General features: G+C 64.5%; 19 protein-coding genes. 8 read left to right on the top strand and 11 right to left on the bottom strand.

Features of this window, described 5'->3' with window-relative positions:
- Positions 1–384: 384 nt before the first annotated feature.
- From FM113_RS13550 to FM113_RS13535, 4 genes are read right to left on the bottom strand one after another with little or no spacing between them, the layout of a single operon-like run.
- Complete coding sequence (locus FM113_RS13550; protein ID WP_087015351.1) at positions 385–1,995, bottom strand: ubiquinol-cytochrome c reductase cytochrome b subunit; 1,611 nt, start codon at positions 1,993–1,995, stop codon at positions 385–387.
- The gene (locus tag FM113_RS13545) at positions 1,992–3,107 is read right to left on the bottom strand and encodes a ubiquinol-cytochrome c reductase iron-sulfur subunit (protein WP_087015350.1); all 1,116 of its coding nucleotides are present in this window, start codon (positions 3,105–3,107) and stop codon (positions 1,992–1,994) included. The genes FM113_RS13550 and FM113_RS13545 overlap by 4 nt, the downstream gene beginning before the upstream one ends.
- Positions 3,108–3,153: 46 nt before the next feature.
- The gene (locus FM113_RS13540; RefSeq protein WP_087015349.1) at positions 3,154–3,963 is read right to left on the bottom strand and encodes a cytochrome c; all 810 of its coding nucleotides are present in this window, start codon (positions 3,961–3,963) and stop codon (positions 3,154–3,156) included.
- Between the two features lie 19 nt (positions 3,964–3,982).
- Positions 3,983–4,588: a heme-copper oxidase subunit III gene (locus FM113_RS13535; RefSeq protein WP_087015348.1), complete on the bottom strand. Its 606-nt coding sequence runs from the start codon at positions 4,586–4,588 to the stop codon at positions 3,983–3,985.
- A gap of 257 nt (positions 4,589–4,845) precedes the next feature.
- Between FM113_RS13535 and trpD the strand changes: the two genes are divergently transcribed.
- A complete protein-coding gene (gene trpD / locus FM113_RS13530; protein ID WP_087015347.1) occupies positions 4,846–5,907 on the top strand; it encodes an anthranilate phosphoribosyltransferase in 1,062 nt (353 codons plus the stop codon).
- A gap of 75 nt (positions 5,908–5,982) precedes the next feature.
- Here trpD and FM113_RS13525 read toward each other — a convergent pair whose 3' ends face one another.
- The 5 genes from FM113_RS13525 to fdxA all read right to left on the bottom strand — a co-directional run bounded on the left by FM113_RS13525 (position 5,983) and on the right by fdxA (position 10,973).
- Entirely contained in the window at positions 5,983–6,948 is a 966-nt protein-coding gene (locus FM113_RS13525) for a M23 family metallopeptidase (RefSeq protein ID WP_087015346.1), read from the bottom strand.
- 104 nt (positions 6,949–7,052) lie between these two features.
- Positions 7,053–9,038 (bottom strand): BCCT family transporter, encoded by a 1,986-nt coding sequence (locus tag FM113_RS13520; protein ID WP_087015345.1) that lies wholly within the window; start codon positions 9,036–9,038, stop codon positions 7,053–7,055.
- A gap of 155 nt (positions 9,039–9,193) precedes the next feature.
- Complete coding sequence (locus tag FM113_RS13515) at positions 9,194–9,820, bottom strand: phosphoribosylanthranilate isomerase (RefSeq protein ID WP_087015344.1); 627 nt, start codon at positions 9,818–9,820, stop codon at positions 9,194–9,196.
- Positions 9,821–9,891: 71 nt separating this feature from the next.
- Positions 9,892–10,521, bottom strand: a complete 630-nt coding sequence (locus FM113_RS13510) for a superoxide dismutase (RefSeq protein WP_087015343.1) — start codon at positions 10,519–10,521, stop codon at positions 9,892–9,894.
- Positions 10,522–10,643: 122 nt separating this feature from the next.
- Entirely contained in the window at positions 10,644–10,973 is a 330-nt protein-coding gene (fdxA, locus tag FM113_RS13505; RefSeq protein ID WP_087015342.1) for a ferredoxin, read from the bottom strand.
- A gap of 77 nt (positions 10,974–11,050) precedes the next feature.
- Here fdxA and soxR point away from each other — a divergent pair, with 77 nt between their 5' ends.
- The 4 genes from soxR to FM113_RS13485 all read left to right on the top strand — a co-directional run bounded on the left by soxR (position 11,051) and on the right by FM113_RS13485 (position 14,218).
- Positions 11,051–11,527 carry a redox-sensitive transcriptional activator SoxR gene (gene soxR, locus FM113_RS13500; protein ID WP_087015341.1) on the top strand — a complete coding sequence of 159 codons (477 nt, stop codon included), beginning with the start codon at positions 11,051–11,053 and terminating at the stop codon, positions 11,525–11,527.
- A gap of 65 nt (positions 11,528–11,592) precedes the next feature.
- On the top strand, positions 11,593–12,867 hold the full coding sequence (locus FM113_RS13495) for a crosslink repair DNA glycosylase YcaQ family protein (protein WP_087015340.1): 1,275 nt from the start codon (positions 11,593–11,595) through the stop codon (positions 12,865–12,867).
- Positions 12,868–13,001: 134 nt separating this feature from the next.
- Positions 13,002–13,484, top strand: coding sequence for a GatB/YqeY domain-containing protein (locus FM113_RS13490; protein WP_087015339.1), 483 nt, complete (start codon positions 13,002–13,004; stop codon positions 13,482–13,484).
- A 110-nt stretch (positions 13,485–13,594) separates the two neighbouring features.
- Entirely contained in the window at positions 13,595–14,218 is a 624-nt protein-coding gene (locus tag FM113_RS13485) for a M23 family metallopeptidase (protein ID WP_087015338.1), read from the top strand.
- A 135-nt stretch (positions 14,219–14,353) separates the two neighbouring features.
- On the opposite strand, the gene FM113_RS13480 is transcribed toward FM113_RS13485, so the two are convergent.
- Together FM113_RS13480 and FM113_RS13475 are read right to left on the bottom strand one after the other, a co-directional pair.
- Positions 14,354–14,770, bottom strand: a complete 417-nt coding sequence (locus FM113_RS13480; protein WP_217896015.1) for an SRPBCC domain-containing protein — start codon at positions 14,768–14,770, stop codon at positions 14,354–14,356.
- Complete coding sequence (locus FM113_RS13475; protein ID WP_087015337.1) at positions 14,767–15,084, bottom strand: helix-turn-helix transcriptional regulator; 318 nt, start codon at positions 15,082–15,084, stop codon at positions 14,767–14,769. Before FM113_RS13475 ends, FM113_RS13480 begins: the two co-directional genes overlap by 4 nt.
- Positions 15,085–15,167: 83 nt before the next feature.
- Between FM113_RS13475 and FM113_RS13470 the strand changes: the two genes are divergently transcribed.
- Genes FM113_RS13470 through FM113_RS13460 form a run of 3 tightly spaced genes read left to right on the top strand, consistent with a single transcriptional unit; the run spans position 15,168 to position 17,358 of the window.
- Entirely contained in the window at positions 15,168–15,542 is a 375-nt protein-coding gene (locus FM113_RS13470) for a glyoxalase superfamily protein (protein ID WP_087015336.1), read from the top strand.
- 14 nt (positions 15,543–15,556) lie between these two features.
- Positions 15,557–16,567 carry an ABC transporter ATP-binding protein gene (locus FM113_RS13465; RefSeq protein WP_087015335.1) on the top strand — a complete coding sequence of 337 codons (1,011 nt, stop codon included), beginning with the start codon at positions 15,557–15,559 and terminating at the stop codon, positions 16,565–16,567.
- Positions 16,564–17,358, top strand: a complete 795-nt coding sequence (locus FM113_RS13460) for an ABC transporter permease (protein ID WP_087015334.1) — start codon at positions 16,564–16,566, stop codon at positions 17,356–17,358. The genes FM113_RS13465 and FM113_RS13460 overlap by 4 nt, the downstream gene beginning before the upstream one ends.
- Positions 17,359–17,361 lie beyond the last annotated feature (3 nt).

The raw sequence follows: 17,361 nt of genomic DNA, 5'->3' as shown, positions 1-17,361 counted from the left end.
ACTTGGAGGCCGGCCACCGATCAGCCGGCTGCTACCAACCTGATGGCCGGGTACAGCTAGACAGCTTCCGAAGGTGCGCACAACGCAGCTTTCAGGAGTGGAGGATGCCGGGGCGTGCGCGACGTGCGTGGGTCCTGGGTCAGGAAATGTCGCGGTAGACTGCCGGGCGTCACCCAGACCGAGGCAATTTATGCTGCCCGAGCGAATTTCCCGGATAAACGCGTAGGTGTAGATAAAACGACTCGTGTTGGGGGAGCGAGGGTCTTGGCATGGACCGGGGCGCGTGTTGGAACTCATGGGATTGGCGGCGAGGAACACTCGCCCTTCACGCAGCTGGCCCCCACAGGACGAATCCTGTGGGGGCCAGATGCGTAGCGCTGAGGGTTAGTGGCCCTCGTGCTTGCTCTGTTCGATCTCACCCTGTGACGGGGGGACGATCCGGTCCTCGTAGAACCAGCGGCTGAAGCCAGCACGCAGGCGCTCGGAGAACGGGATGCGACCGTCATCGTTGGGGCGGAGCATGAGCGGAGCGTAGTCGTGGTAGCTGACGAGCTCCCACTTCTCGTACTCATCCAGCGGCTTGTGCACCTCGACGAACTCGCCACCGGGCATCCGCACGATGCGGCCCGACTCGTAGCCGTGGAGCGCGATGCTGCGGTCCTTCTTCTGGAGCGCGAGGCAGATGCGCTTCGTCACGATGTACGCAACGATCGGGCCCACGAAGAGCAGCAGCTGGAGCGCGTGGATCACGCCTTCCATGGAGAGCTGGAAGTGGGTTGCCATGAGGTCGGAGCTTGCTCCGGCCCACATCACCGCGTAGAACGTGACACCGGCTGCACCGATAGCGGTACGGGTCGGCGCGTTGCGGGGGCGATCCAGCAGGTGGTGCTCGCGCTTGTCGCCCGTGACCCACGCTTCAATGAAGGGGTAGGCCGCAACTGCGACGAGGAAAATGCCGATGATAATCAGCGGCAGGAGCATGTTCCAGGACCAGGTGTAGCCGAACCACTCAGTCTCGAGCCCCGGCGGCACCAGTCGGAGCATGCCGTCCGCGAAGCCGATGTACCAGTCAGGCTGGGTACCGGCGGACACGGGGGAGGGATCGTACGGGCCGTAAGCCCAGATCGGGTTAATCCCCACGATCGAGGCGATCAGGACGATCACGCCGAAGACGATGAAGAAGAAGCCGCCAGCCTTCGCCGCGTACACGGGGAGAATCGGGAAGCCAACAACGTTCTGCTGGGTCTTGCCCGGGCCGGGGTACTGCGCGTGCTTGTGGATGACCACAAACGCGAGGTGCAGCGCCACGAAGAGGATGACCAGTGCGGGCAGCAGCATGATGTGCAGCATGTAGAGGCGGCCAACGATGTCGGTACCCGGGAACTCGCCTCCGAAGAAGAAGTACGACAGGTAGGTGCCGATCACGGGAATCGCCTTGATGATGCCGTCGATGATGCGGAGGCCGTTGCCGGAGAGCACGTCATCGGGGAGCGAGTAGCCGGTGAAGCCTTCTGCCATCGCGAGGACAAAGAGCACGAAGCCGATCATCCAGTTGAGCTCGCGCGGCTTGCGGAATGCACCCGTGAAGAAGATCCGGAGCATGTGCAGGCCGATCGAGGCCACGAAGAGCAGTGCTGCCCAGTGGTGCACGTGGCGCATCAGCAGGCCACCGCGGATCGAGAACGAGATATCGAGGGTCGACGCCATTGCGCCAGACATCTCGACGCCCTTCATCGGCACGTACGGGCCGGTGTAGACGGTCTCGATCATCGTTGCCTGGAAGAACAGCGTCAGGAAGGTACCCGACAGCAGGATGACAACGAAGCTGTAGAGCGCGACCTCACCAAGGAGGAACGACCAGTGGTCAGGGAAGACCTTGCGGCCAAACTCCTTGACCGCAACACCGATCTTGGTGCGCTCATCGATGTAGTTCGCCGCAGCGGCAGTAAAACGGCTGGAGCCGTTCTGCGCGGGCGCTTCGGTTACGGTGCTCACTTGAGGCGCTCCCAGTAGCTCGGGCCGACAGGTTCATGGAAATCACTCTGGGCGACGAGGTAGCCCTCGTCATCCACGGTGATGGGCAGCTGCGGAAGGGGGCGCTTGGCGGGGCCGAAGACGACCTTCGCGTGCTCCGACACGTCGAACTGCGACTGGTGGCACGGGCACAGCAGGTGGTGCGTGTGCTGCTCGTACAGGGCGACGGGGCAACCGACGTGCGTGCAGACCTTGGAGTACGCGACGATGCCGTCGTACGACCAGCTCTCACGCTCGGGAAGCTCCTTGAGCTCGGCCTGATCCAGGCGCATTAGGAGGACAATCGCCTTCGCCTTTGCATCGAGGAAGTTGTCGCTTCCCGCGCGCTCGTCGAGGTTCATCTCGGAGAACTGCTCGTGGGTGAGCGTCTCGGGGATGACGTGGAACGCGGAACCGATGGTCACGTCGCTCGCCTTGATCGGCACACCGGAGGGGTCCCGCGCCAGGCGCACGCCCTTGGTCCACATTGTGTGCTTCAGCATCTGCACCGGATCGCGATCCTGCGGAGCGAGGCCGCGCAGGAGGGTGATGCCGGGGAGAGGGAAGGCGATCAGTGCGCCGATGAGGCTGTTGCGCACGAGCGAGCGGCGGGAGAACCCGGACTCTTCGTTGGCAAGCTTAAAGACCTCAGCCGATGCCTCACGGGTCTCCTCGTCGCTGGGGACGGGGTGACGCATGTCGATCGACTCGTGATCCGCCATGAGGGCCTTGCCCCAGTGGACCGCGCCGATACCGACCGCGAGCAGACCCAGCGCCATGCCGAGGCCCACGAACAGCGTGTGCAACCGGATCGCCATCGGATCGCCCGACTCGATCGGGAAGAACATGTACGCGAGTACCGCCCCGAGGCTGCCGGCGATCGAGATGTAGAAGAGGGTGTAGACGGTGCGCTCAGCGCTCTTCGCCTTCTTCGGGTCCAGATCCGTGACGCGCTTGCGGTGCGGCGGAAGGCCCGGATTCTGCACAGCGTCGGCCGCGACGACCGCGGTACCACCCGCAGCATCGGCCGAGCTGTGGCTCTGGGCGGCAACAACGGCACCCGTGCCGCCGCTGTTTTTCGCTTCCTCTGCCATGTTGCTCCTTGACTCCTGACTCATGAACGTTGTGCGCTGTCGAGCGCTAGTTCGACTTCGCCGTGACCCAGACGGTGAGGCCGATAATGGCACCCAGTCCGATCACCCAGATGAAGAGGCCTTCAGCCACAGGGCCGATGGACCCGAGGGCAAGACCGCCGACTGCGGGCTTCTCTTCGATGTACTTGAGGTACGAGATGATGTCGGCCTTCTCCTGCGGCGAGATGTTCGCGTCGCTGAAGACGGGCATGTTCTGCGGCCCGGTCACCATTGCTTCGTAAATGTGGTTCGGTGCAACACCGGCGAGCTTCGGGGCGAACTTGCCCTGCGTCAGCGCGCCACCTGCTGCGGAGACGTTGTGGCACATGGCGCAGTTGATGCGGAAAAGATCCCCACCGCGTGCCACGCCCTCGTCATCGCTGTCAGCCTGCAGGTACTGCGACTCGGGGAGCCCGGGTCCCGGTGCGAGCGATGCGACGTATGCAGCCATCTGCAGCGTCTGCTCGTCCGTGAACTGCGTCGGCTTCACCATGCCCTGGGGGCCCTGGAAAGCGAGCGGCATACGGCCGGTGCTGACCTGGAAGTCCACCGAAGCTGCGCCCACGCCGATCAGGGTGGGGCCATCAGGCGTACCCTGAGCTGCGGCACCGTGGCAGGTGGCGCAGTTCGCGCCGAACAGCTTCTCGCCGGCCTCAATTGTCGCGGGAGCTTCGAGGTCGATCTCTGCGGTAGCGGAGGTCTGGCTGAAGCCTGCGTATGCGGCGCCCGTGACGAGCAGGCCGACCGCGATCAGCGCGGCAGTTGCAAGGGGGTGGCGACGGCCACTCTTGCGGACGTTCTTCTTGGCGCGAGCCATGATGTCGATACTCCTGACGCTACTTGAGGACGTAGATGATGATAAAGAGGATGATCCACACGATGTCGACGAAGTGCCAGTAGTAAGACACAACGATCGCGGTGGTCTCTTCCTTGTGCGTGAAGTTCTTGACCGCGTAGAGGCGGCCGATCACGAGCAGGAAGGCAACCAGGCCGAGTGCCACGTGGATGCCGTGGAAGCCTGTGGTCATGTAGAAGGCGGATCCGTAGGGATCAGAGCCGAGCGTGATTCCCTCGGAAACGAAGGTCGCGTACTCGTACACCTGACCCGACACGAAGATGGCGCCCATGAAGAAGGTGAGGAAGAACCACTCCACCGTTCCCCACTTGCCACCGCTTCGACGGGGACGGCCGTTCTCGGCGGCGAAGACGCCAGCCTGGGCCGTGAAGGATGAGGCGACCAGGATCAGGGTATTGATCAGGGCGAAGGTGAAGTTATGCTTCGCGGTCTGTTCGGCCCACAGCTCCGGGTTCATCGCGCGCAGCGTGAAGTAAATCGCGAACAGGCCGGCGAAGAACATCACCTCGCTGCCGAGCCACACGATCGTGCCGACGGCGACGATGTTCGGTCGCTTGACCGACGGCACGGCTGACTTGGTATTCATAGTGGTCGTTGTCACCCCTCCATTATGGCTGAAAGTTTGGTGTGCGTTTTCACTCGTAACCGGCGCGCCGAACTTTCTGCGAGATTCCTGACAAGCCTACCGCTTCGGGAGGCGGGTCGAGGACAGCACGCCGACTATTCGGGGTCAGCATGTACTTTTTTCGGCATTCTTGAGTGCGTGTGTGCGTGCCGGATCCGGCGATTCTGATGCCGTCCCGGCGTGCCCGCGCGTGGCGGTGTCCTCGCTACACTTGAGAAATGATTGAAGAGCGCACGTGGCCGACCGTTCTGACGACCCTGCTGGAGCGGGAGAATCTGAGCGTGTCTCAGGCCGAGTGGGCGATGTCCCGGTTTATGACGGGTGCGGCGAGTGGTGCGCAGATCGGCGCGTTCCTTGTTGCCCTCAACGCAAAGGGAATCACGGTCGACGAGGTGATTGGCTTCCGCGATGCGATTCTGGCCGAGGCGATGCCGCTCGCGCTCCCGGCGATGTCGCTCGACATCGTGGGTACGGGCGGTGACCGCTTCGGCACCGTCAACGTATCGACGATGGCCTCGATCACAGCTGCGGCGGCGGGGGTACCGGTCGTGAAGCACGGAAACCGGGCCGCGAGTAGCCAGTCGGGGTCCTCAGATGTGCTCAGTGCGCTGGGCGTTGAGCTCGAGCTTGATGCCGCGCAGCTGCAGGAAGCGTTCGAGCGTGTGGGCATCGCCTTTGTGCACGCCGCCCACTTCCTCCCCGGCTTCCGGAACGTGGCACCTGCGCGCGCTGAGCTCGGGATTCCGACGGTATTCAACTTCCTGGGGCCGCTGTGCAACCCGGTGCGGCCTGAGGCCTCCGCCGTGGGCGTTGCCGATATTGACCGCGTCCCGATCTTCGTGGGCGTCTTCCGGCTGCGGGGCGCGTCCGCACTTGTGTTCCGCGGGGACGACGGGCTTGACGAGCTCACGACCACCGGACACTCCCGGCTTTGGGAGGTCAGCCGCGGGGGTCTCACCGAGCACGATATCGATCCACGGGAGCTGGGGATCCCGCGCGCCGAGATCCAGGACCTTGTGGGCGGCACCCCCGACGAAAACGCGCAGGTTGTGCACCGCGTGTTCCAGGGGGAGCGCGGGCCGGTGCGCGACATCGTGCTCCTGAACGCCGCCGCCGGCCTCGTCGCCTTTGATCTCGCTCGGCACCCGGAGAGTGTGGAGCGGGCCTTGCTGGAGCGGCTGAGCGAGAAGTTGAAGATCGCTGAGGATGCGATCGATTCGGGTCGCGGAGCGGCAAAGCTCGCGGAGTGGTCCGCGGCGACGCGAGCGGTCCGCGCGTAACATCTCGGCAATACACAGATCGAGCTCGGGCAGGAAATGCCCGAGCTCGATCTGTGTTGCGGCGCGTCCGCGGGGTTAGTTTGCTGCGGGCTTCGGGACGGCAGCCGGCGTCGTCGTGGGGGCGACCGCCTTTTCGTCGCGATCCATCTGGCTGTACTTCGCGAGGAACGGCATCGGGTCGACGGGCTCGTCGTCGACGCGCATCGCGAGGTGCAAGTGCGCACCAAAGGCCATGCCTGTCGCGCCGACGCGTCCGGCGGGATCACCCATCTTGATCGTGTCGCCGACCTGGTAGGAGTGCGACGCGTCCTGCATGTGGCAGTAGCGACTCGTGACAGTCTTTCCGTCAATATCGTGTTCGAGCTTGAGTCCAAACCCGCAACCGTCGGTGGTGGATCCGGCCTCAAGGACCTTGCCGTCGGCGATTGCCTGAATCGGCGTGCCCGCCGCCGCACCGAAGTCCTGCGCGTCGTGGAACTGTTCGACGGGTGCCGTGCGGTAGCCGAACGGATCGGTGAGCAGCACGGTCTCGGTGAACGGGTAGTTCACGAGTGAGCGAGCGCGGAATGCATAGCTCCCGGGGATCGGCTTGTCGACGTCGACGGCGCTGATCTCGGTGAGGCTGCCGGGTACGTCCTCGGCGGAGACCTCGGAGAACAGCTGCTGTTGAGCGGCGGCAACTTGGGTGTCGTCGGTGTCCTGCATCAGCGGCACTGCCGCTGAGAGGAAGAGCCCGCCAACGCTGGCCGCGGCGACAACTCCGGCAACTCGGCGCCGAAACGACCACCGTGGACGGGGCTGCGCCGATGCGGGCGCAGGGTCGGGCTGGGTGGCCGGAATGTGCTCGCGCACGGGAACGCGCACGTACTCAGCCGACCCGGACACCAGGTGGCTCGGCGCTTGCGTCGCCGGAGCTTCCGCCGGAGACGTCTCGGATGCTGCGGGGGACTCAGAGATCGAGTCCGGGGTGCCAGAGTGCACCGCGCGAAGCGATTTGCGGGACGGGAACGGGCGCTGTGTGCCCGTGGGAGTGTCGGTCATGCAAGCTTTCGGTTGGCGGAGCATCGGTCGTACGGCCGAGCTAAAGATAACGAACAGGTTACAGTTCGCTCCTGAAAATAGCGAACTTTTCCCTCAATGCCTGATCAGCGGTCACTCTGTGGCGGAGTATCGGGCTCCTCGGTATCCGTTTCCGTCGGATCTGTCACCGGTTCCACGCGCTCGCCCACGGTGAGCGAGGCGTCACCGGAGGCAGTGTGATCCGGGCGATCCGGCCCCTTCGGCTGAATGCGTCCGGGCTCCAGCGTCCGCTGCACATCTTCCGGGGTGACCTGCTCGATCGGGCCTGTCGTGGCGTCGACGTACCACTCGGTGAGCACCGGGTCCGCACTGTCGAAGCCAGCACCCGCGCCCTCGTCCGCCGGCACCTCGCTTGTGCCAAATACGAAGTCGTCACCGTACTCGTCGATCCCGCGCCGCACGCCCTGCGCAATTGCGGCCTGCGCGTACTTGCGCCGAATGATGTACGGGTCGGTCTTGAGGTCCTTGGCCCAGGCGATCATGATCCCGATCACCACGAAGGCGAAGGGGAGCGCCGAGACGACCATGAGGGATTGCAGCCCGCCAAGCGTGCCGCGGCCACCCGCGAGAAGTAGCGAGATCGCGATCAGGCTGAGCAACAGGCCCCACATGATCGTGACCCATTTGGAGGGTTCCGGCCTGCCTGCCTGGGACATCGACGCCATCACAATGGAGGCAGAGTCCGCGGCGGTCACGAAGAATACGACGACCGCGATCATCGCGATCACTGAGGTCAGCATGCCCAGAGGGAGTCGCTGCAGCATATGGAACAAGACTTCCTCGCCGGAGTCGCCGGTCTGCAGGTTCACGCCGTTCAGGCTCATGTAGATGGCGGTGCCGCCGTAGACCACGAACCACGCGATCACGATGGCGGAGGGCACGAGGACAACGGTGGTGACAAACTCGCGCAGCGTCCGGCCACGCGAAATCTTCGCGATGAACATGCCCACGAACGGCGTCCAGGACACCCACCACGCCCAGTAATAGGTGGTCCACGACGCGAGGAATTCGGCGGTGGGAGCGCCCTGGTTGGGGTTGCGTGCGAGCATCATCGGGAGCTGTTGGAAGAACTCGACGAGTGACGAGGGGACGAAGTTCAGGAGGAACACTGTGGGGCCAAGCACCAGAACAAAGAGGCCCAGGCTGCCCGTAAGCACCATGTTGAGGTTTGAGAGGCGGCGGATCCCGCGCTTGACACCCGACACCGCGGAGGCGATAAACAGCGCCGTGAGCACTGAGATCGCGCCCACAAGGAATGTATTTCCCAGCGGTCCGAGTCCGGTCACCATGCGGAAGCCGCTCTCGATCTGGAGCGCGCCGATTCCGAGGGAGACGGCCGTGCCGAAGAGGGTCACGATGATCGCGAAGATGTCGATTGTGCGGCCGAGCGCGCGATGGCTTGCGCCCGGGAAGACGGGCTCAAACAGTGCGGAGATCAGCGGAGCGCGACCGCGGCGGTAGGCGCTGTACGCGATGGCCCCGCCGACGAGCGCGTAGAACGCCCACGCGATCGGACCCCAGTGCAGGATCGTCTGGGCGAGGGCCGGCAGCGCGGCGTCCGCCGTGCCGCCGGCTTCGGAAAGACCGGGAGGCGGATTCAGGAAGTAGGTGAGCGGCTCAAGCGGGCCATAAAAGAGGAGGCCAATGCCGAGCCCGGCGGCGAAGAGCATCGAGATCCAGGAGGGTGTCGAAAACTCGGGCGCCTCGTCGTCGGCACCGAGCCGGATGCCGCCGGTACGGCCGTAGCCCACGACAAGCATGAACAGTGCGACCGCAATGGCGAGCGCTCCGAAGAGCCAACTAAAGTTTTCGGTGACCCAAGCGAGCGAGACCGCGCCGACCTCGGCGAGCATATCGGGGGCGATGAACGCCCAGGCGATCACGCCGACCGTGAGCGTGAGCGCAACAATGAGGACAACCCAGTTTGTCGGAAAGCGCATTCCCGTCTGCTCGACCCCGATGCCAGGGATCAAGCCGGGGTGTGGCAGCGGGGGCGGGGTTGGCAGCGTAATTTTGCGCGTGCGTTTGCCTGGCTGTTGCGGTTCGGGCATGGCCTCCGCCTCCGTTCCTCACGCGTTTGGGGCACCGGGATCGGCGTCGCCCACACAGGCCACGCTAGTGACGGTGGTGCGCGAACGCGCGGTAATTTCACGCGGTTTGCGAAAGTCGCGGTCTGGAAAGCGTGCGGGAGCGGGTGTTTCCCCCGTTACTTGATCGTGATTTGCGCCTGGCGTGCCGCGGCAATGAAGCGGGTGATCCGCTCCAGGTCCTTCACCCCTGGGGCCGACTCGACCCCGCTCGATACGTCGACCCCGCCCGGCCGCACTGCGGTGATTGCGTCGGCAACGTTCTCGGGGGAGAGGCCGCCAGCGAGCAGCCAATTCGTTCCGAGTCGCGCCGGATCCAGTTGGGTGAGGTCCCAGGTGCTGCCCGAGCCTGGCTCGGAGCCGTCGACTAGGAGGCGCTCTTCGTCGTACTCGCCGGCAGTGAGCGCGGCGTCGTCGGCGAGCGAGGTGGCGCGCCAGACTCGTGGGATGAGTGCGCGGGCGGCCTGAATATCTGCGGCGGTGTAGTTGCCGTGGAGTTGGAGCACATCGAATCCGAGTTCGTGTGCCAGTGCTGCGGCCTCCGCGGCAGCCATGCGATTCACCACGAGCACGGTGTCGATCTCGGCGCGTTCCGCGCGGGCCGCCGCGAGTACCGCGCGGGCCTGCTCGGGCGTCGCGTGGCGGGGGCTGCGCGGGCTCATCACGACGCCGATCGCGTCCGCGCCCGCGCGCACCGCGTGCCGTGCGGACTCGGCGGTGCTGAGTCCGCAAATCTTGACGTACATGGGAGCCTCCTCGGTGACGCCCCCAGCGTACTGCGCTGGGGGCCGCGGCGACCGCGGCCCCCAGCCAAATGTTACTTCGCGGGGGCGATCAGCCCAGAGGTCTGCGCCTGGGCTGCGGCGAAGCGGCGCTGCACGTCACTCCAGTTCACGACGTTCCAGAACGCCTTCACGTAGTCGGCGCGCACATTCTGGTAGTCGAGGTAGTAGGCGTGCTCCCACACGTCGAGCTGCAGCAGGGGCGTGACGCCAAGCGGCGCGTTGCCCTGCTGGTCGAAGAGCTGGAACACGACCGGACGGGCACCCACGGAGTCCCAGGCGAGCACCGACCAGCCGGAGCCCTGCACGCCCATCGCGGTGGCCTCGAAGTGGGCGCGGAACGCCTCAATCGACCCGAAGTTCGCGCCGAGGGCCTCCGCGAGATCGCCCTCGGGCTCGCCGCCACCGTTCGGCGACATGTTTTCCCAGAACACGCTGTGGTTGATGTGGCCGCCCAGGTTGAAGGCGAGATCCTTCTCGAGCTTGTTCACGTTGCGGAGGTCCCCGGACTCGTGGGCCTCGGCAAGCTGTGCCAGGGCGGTGTTCGCGCCCGTCACGTAGGCCTGATGGTGCTTCGAGTGGTGCAGCTCCATGATGCGGCCGGAAATGTGCGGTGCGAGCGCGGAGTAGTCGTAGGGGAGGTCGGGGAGCGTGTATTCAGCCATGACGGGTTTCCTTTCGGTGAGCGCGGCGCGGGATCGCGGGGCGCATGGTGTGGCGTTGCGGTGGTGTGGGGTGAGGTGAGGTGAGGTGAGGTGGGGCCGGGGGCCGGAGCCGGGAACCGGTACTAGTGGGCCTCGCTGAGTTGCGGCGGGAGTGCGGCGACGATCGGGTGATCGAAGTCGTACGCACCGACCTTTGCGGCGCCGCCTGGGGAACCGATCTCGTCGAAGAACGCGACGTTGGCCGTGTAGTAGTCGGCCCACTCGCTCGGCAGATCATCCTCGTAATAGATGGCCTCGACGGGGCAGACAGGCTCGCAGGCACCGCAGTCGACGCACTCGTCGGGGTGGATATAGAGCATCCGGTCGCCCTCGTAGATGCAGTCAACGGGGCACTCGTCGATACAGGCGCGGTCTTTCAAGTCGACGCAGGGGAGCGCAATAACGTACGTCATCGGGACTCTGTGGGGAAAACGTGCATGACTCCACGGTAGAACCTCAAGTACGCTTGAGGTCAAGTGGAGGGAATCACATGTCAGACGCCAGCGAGCAGGCTCAGTCGAACACGCACGCCCCCGAGGAACTGCTCACGGTGGGGGAGATGAGCCGCCGCACCGGCGTCGCGGTCTCCGCACTCCATTACTACGAAGAGTTGGGGCTCATCGCCTCCCAGCGCACCGCCGGCAATCAGCGCCGATACCCCCGATACATGCTTCGCCGGGTCGCCCTCGTCTCGGTCGCGAAAAGGCTCGGGATCCCGCTCTCCGATGTGCAAGAGAGCTTCGCGGGCGTGCCGCTCGAAACCCCGCCCAGTCATGAGGACTGGCAGCGGGCATCCCGCAGGTGGAAGCGCACGCTTGAGCTGCGGCGTCAGGGCATCGAGGAGCTTGAACGCGAACTCACCGGCTGCATCGGCTGCGGCTGCCTGTCCATGAAGGCGTGCCGGCTGCTGAACCCCGACGACGAGCTCGGCGATAGCGGATCCGGCGCGCGTCGCATTCGCGTGTGAGCCTGGTCCCGGTCCCGGTCCCGGTCGCGGGCGCGGGCCGTTGCCCGGCCGGATAGGCTGCCCACATGCGCGTTGAAGCGAGTGCCGAGCAGATCCGGGGCTTCCGGCTGCGCGGGCACGGGCTGGATCAGCACCGGCTGGATCGGCACCGGCTTGAGCGGCACCGGCCGGATCGGCACGCGCTGAATGAGCCCAGCGAAGCTGCGGCGGATCCTACGGCCGCGATGCTCGACGCCGCGGGCCGCTGCGGCGTGCAGAACAGCCCGCCGGGCTCGGCGATTCTCGCCCTCGACGCTCGCGTGGGTGCCCTGAGCGCCGCGCACTTCGAGGGAGCTATCGCGGAGGATCGTTCGCTGCTGCAGACGTGGAGCCTGCGCGGCGCGCCCTATGTTTTTCCGACTGCCGACGCTGCGCTGTTCACCAGCGGGGTGCTGCCGCCCACGGAGGAGGCCGCGCGGCGATTCCTGCCCGGCGTGGTGCCGGCGCTCGATGCGCTCGGCATCACGCTCACCGCGATGACCGACGACCTGGCCGCCGAGCTGCCCGCGGTGCTCGCCGGGCGACAGCTCGACATCCACGAATTGGGCACGGAACTCGCGCCGCGGGTTGAACCGCGCCTCAGCGCCGCGCAGCGTGCCTACTGGCGCGAGGAGGGCCCGCACGCGCCGGGGCAATCACAGGGCGAGGCCGTGGTCCACTTCGCGGTACGGCTGCTGGCGCTGCGGGGACTCGTGTGTATCGCGCCGCGCACCGAAGCCCGGGCACAGTTTGTGCTGCTGAGTGAGTTCCTCGGGGCCGAACCCCCGGAAGCCGATCCGGCGCTCGCGCGAGCCGATCTGCTGCGCCGCTACCTGCACTGCTTCGGCCCCGCGACCCGAGCAGATTTCGCGGACTGGGTGGGCGTCGGGTCTCGCGACGCCGAGGCTTGGTGGGGCCTCTGCGCGGATGAGCTTGTGCCCGTGGTTACCGAGTCGGGGGAACGGTGGCTGCTGGCGACTGATGCGCCGGCGCTTGCGGATGCCGTGTCTGTTCTTGCCAAAGGGGTCCGCCTGCTGCCGCCGAGCGACCCGTATCTGCGCCAGCCGGATCGCGAACTGATCGTGCCGCGGGAGCGCCAGGCCGAGGTGTGGCGGGCCGTGGGCGCGCCCGGGGTCGCGCTGCGCGACGGTGTCGCGGTGGCGAGCTGGCGCGCCAGGCTGCGGGGGAGCCGGCTCGACGTGATTTTCACCCCGTGGGGCGTGCTGAGCGATCCGGCGCGGGATCAGCTCGCGGACGCCGCCGATCGTATGGCGCTGCTCCGGGGCGCGGCGCGCGCCGGCATCGAGCTTGCGGCAGAGTGATCCGGCACCAGCTCTGACCGCAGGTTTCCTCGGTTCCAGAGCACTGTGCCGTAGCATTTCCTGTACGGTGCATCGCACCTGACGCGTGGTCCTGGTTCGCCTGGGCGCGCACGACCAACGACGAAGGGCACCCGATGGGTATCAAGACCGAGCTCGAGACCGCACAGCCGACCGCCATGAAGGAGCGTGCGGCCGCCACGGGCGAGGCACGTGAGGTCGCCGACCGCCGCCTGCTCGCGATCCGCGGCGCACTCGGTGCCCTGGGTGAGGCCGAAACCGCGGGCAAGGAACGCCGCGAGCTTGACGATGCCGAACAGCTCGCCATCGTGAAGAAGGAGGTCGCGAAGCGCGAGCAGAGCGCCGCGATTTACGACGAAGCGAATGAGCCCGAGCGTGCCCGCGACGAGCGCCTCGAAGCCGATGCGCTGCGCGCGTTCCTCCCGGCCGAGACCTCCGAGGCAGACATCCGCGCCGCCGTCGAGCAGATCATCGCCGAGCAGGGCCTCGCCGGCCAGGGCGGCCGCGCCATTGGCGTTGTCATGGCTGAACTGAAGACCCGCTTCGAGAACTTCGACTCTCGCGCGGCCTCCGCGCTCGTGAAGGAGCTCGTCGCCTAGACCGCGGTGTCTGCCGGGTGGCCCGGCCCGGTTTGCTCGGGTCGCCTGGTACACCTGCTGGTGGGTTCCTTGGACACCGAGTGATGCACGGGGGAAGAAGGGACAACGGCGTGCCGGCTTCCGTGGATCTCGCGTATCCGTTCAAGGGACGTTGGCGCGTGCAGAACAGTCCGGCGAATCGAGTCCCGAGCCACGGAACGGCTCTCTTCGCAACGGCATTCGCCATCGACTTCGTGCCCGTAGCTGAGAGCGGGCGCACCGCACCGCTGACGTGTGCCTCCCTCGTGAAGCCAGAGCCCCTAGACCGATTTCCCGGCTTCGGTCGGGACATCCTGGCACCGATCCAGGGAACCGTTGTCGCGGCCCACGGCAGCGAATCCGACCATCCCGCTTATCGCGGATTCCCGTCGATCCGGTACGCCCTCACCCAGCGCCGCCGAGCGGCTGCGGGATGGGCCACTCTCGCAGGGAATCACGTATTCATCGAGGCCAGGGGAGTGATCGTCGCGCTGTGCCACCTGAAACAGGGGAGCGTGCGGGTCCGGATCGGGCAGGAAGTGCGGATCGGCGACGTGCTGGGCCAGTGCGGCAACTCCGGCAACAGCACGGAGCCGCACGTGCACGTGCAGGCGATCGACCGGCCCGATGTGAGCAAGGCCAGGGCGGTGTCGCTCAGCTTTCGGGGAACGGCGCCCCGGAACGGCGAGATTGTGCTGTCGGCGCCGGCGTCCTGACACTTCTGCAAGAGAGTACGGCTCTAAGTATCGGTATAGCTCAAAGCGCTTCGCTGTGATTGACCTCACCCACGTCCTTCGGGGACGTCATCTGTGTCGGTCGCGAGGAACCGCTCCTAGAATCTTGGTGAGTAGTCAGCTCGGGCCGAGGTGTTGGGAGAGCGAACGTATTACCGTGCTTCGCCATCCGCCAGCCATCCCCTCGAAAGCTTGGCGTTGTGCTGGATCGCTGAGGTCGAACCCTTCGTGCTCAACGAGAATTCTCGTCCCGATCCCCTCCGGAACAAGCTTCCAGGTCACTATCGTGTTGAGCGGGCCGTTCAACCAGGAATACCGCAACAACCGGTGAGTCTCGATCTCAAGCACTGTGCAGTGTGTGCGCCCCCACATCCCAGTATCGAGCGTGAATGCGTGACCGACCTCCGGCAGGAAGTCATTGCTCATGAACCATTTGCCGAGTTCGGACGGGTTCGTGAGTGCCTCCCAGATTCGATTCGCTGGGTGGGGAAGAAACTCGTCCACCTCGATGGAGTGGAACTCCGTCGAGGTCACGAGGGGTCCGTGTCGAGGTGCTCCCTGAGGTCTTTCAAAGACTCTCTCCAGAAGCTTTCGTAGGGGCTCAACCAGTCTGCGACAGGGCGCAGTGTCCTTGGGTCGACACGGTATATGCGTTCGCGACCTTGCCGTTCCTCCGAGACCAGTCCGGCGTCTTTAAGTACCTTGAGGTGCTCGGAGACGCTGGGCCTACTCATCTCAAAGCTTGACGCAAGCGAGCCAACCGACAGTGGCTGAGTCAGCAGCAGATCCAGTATGCGGCGCCTGTGCGGGTTGCCAACTGCGCTGAACACATCGTTGGGATTGGGCATGGCGCAATCCTACCCGTAGGTGTTAGCCTACGGGTAATGCGTCGGAAATTCCCTACGCAATTTCTAAGCGAGAGAGAGTACTCATGCTGACTCATGTGCAAATTGTTCACGTTCCAGTGCTCGACCAAGACCGCGCAAAGGCGTTCTATGTCGACATGCTCGGACTTGTCGTCGTGTCCGACATGGACATTGGTCCGCATGGCCGATGGCTTCAGGTTGCACCGGAGGGAGCTTCGACTTCACTAGCGCTTGTCCCCGGTGATAGTCCTGCGCAAACTGGCACGGCAACTGTGGTCTTCGAGTCAACGGACATCGAGGCTGACGCGCAAATCCTGCGCACGAAGGGTGTCGACCTCCCGAATGCGATCGAGCGTATGCCCTGGGCAGCGGCACTGCGTTTTGAAGATCCAGACGGAAATCAGATTGCCATCCAAACACCGACAGCACCCGGAAGGTAAGCGAAATCTCGGTGATGGTGCCCGCAGCGGTGAACGCCGACCAAGCAGGTGCGATGGTGCGCGGAGAGCAGGTCAGAGCGTTGAACGAAAACACTATCGTCGAAGCGACCAATTTGAGCGTGGAGCTCGGTCGTTCGACAGTGCTTAAGGGAGTGGATATTTCCATCCCCGCGGGCAAGATTACGGCGCTACTCGGGCGCAATGGAGCAGGTAAAACAACACTGGTGCGAACGATCGCGACACTACAGTGCTACGCAGCCGGGAAGCTCACGGTGGCTGGCCACGATGTAAGAAAGCAAGCGCACGCGGTGCGGGCCAAAGTGGGTCTGGCCGGTCAACACGCGGCAGTAGTTCAGGAGCTCTCCGGGCTTGAAAACCTTCGTCTTCTCGCACAGCTTTCAGGTGTTCGACGGCGCGAGGTCCGCAAGGCTGTGGGGCGAGTCATCGATGACTTCGCGCTGGGTAGTTTCATTGACAAGCGAGTTTCGACGTATTCAGGCGGTCAACGACGGCGGCTCGATCTTGCCGCCACATTCGTTGTGCGCCCTGCGCTCCTCCTTCTTGACGAACCGACGACCGGGCTCGATTCGCAAAGCAGACTCGACCTCTGGCAGTCCATTCGTGCGTTGCCAGGCAGCGGCACGTCGGTCTTGCTAACCACCCAACACCTGGAAGAGGCCCAAGCACTCGCAGACGAGGTGGTCATCATTGATGAGGGCCGCATCGTTCGCATGGATACGCCTGACCAGCTCCGACGCGAAATGAGTACTCGAAAGCTCACAGTGGCAACGCTTGAACAGATGTCCTCCGAGACCGTTCATTTGGTCGCGGCCGATCTGCAGGCTGAAGTGATGCACCATGAGGGATCCCGATTCTCGCTCAGCGGCGAAATTCTGCTTGATGCCGTACTCGGTGCGCTGAAAGCTCAAGGCATTGATGAGCGTGCAATCGTTGAGTTCTCGCTTGCACCGCCGGAACTCGAAGAAGTGTTTCTCACGCTGACCCGGCCAAAGGCCGTGCAATGAGGATCGCTGTTAGCCATCGCGACCAAGAACGCACCGCGGGTTTTGTCGCCGTCACCCTGGTGATCGCGGCAAAGATCCTTCGATCATTCTTCCGCGATCCCCAAGTCTTTCTGCCGACACTTTTGCAAGGAGTCTTGTTCCTTTTGCTCTTTCGATATGTGTTTGGCGGAGCAATCGGCGACAGGGAACTCGAATACGTCGACTATCTGACCCCTGGCATTGCGGTCACGGCAATCTTGTTCGTTTCGACCCAGGCAGCACTCGCAGTTGCGCAGGAGAAAACGCAAGGGTTTACCGACCGCATGCTTTCGTTACCGGTGAGGCGGATCGGCATCACTGCTGGTCGCGTTGTTGCCCACGGCCTGATTGGACTCGTTGGTGCCGCGACAACGGTAATCGCGGCATTTCTCATGGGGTTTCGACCGCACGCCCCAGTACTGAACCTGATCATGGCGGGGTGTCTCTTGGCTCTGTATTCGATCGCGTTTGCAGCTGTCTTTGTTGCGTTGGGATCCTCTGTTTCGAATCCGCAGGCGGCACAGAGTCTTGCGTTCATAGCGATTCCGTTGACGCTGATATCGAGCGCAATCGTCCCATCCGCAACGATGCCAAGTTGGCTTGCTTTCGTAGCGGATCATCAGCCGTTGACCCCCATGATTGATGCGCTTCGCCACCTCACCCAAGCAGACCAGCTCGCCCTCGGGGCTACCCCGATACCTGCGGCAGTTGCGTGGGCGCTCAGTCTCACCCTTGGAGCAGTGGTCTTGGCCACAAACCGTTTGGTCGAGTGAGCA

This window comes from Leucobacter sp. 7(1) (genome assembly GCF_900163635.1).
Lineage (GTDB): Bacteria > Actinomycetota > Actinomycetes > Actinomycetales > Microbacteriaceae > Leucobacter.
The sequence above is the reverse complement of the archived record's forward strand: the minus strand, read 5'-3'. Positions and strand labels throughout refer to the sequence as shown.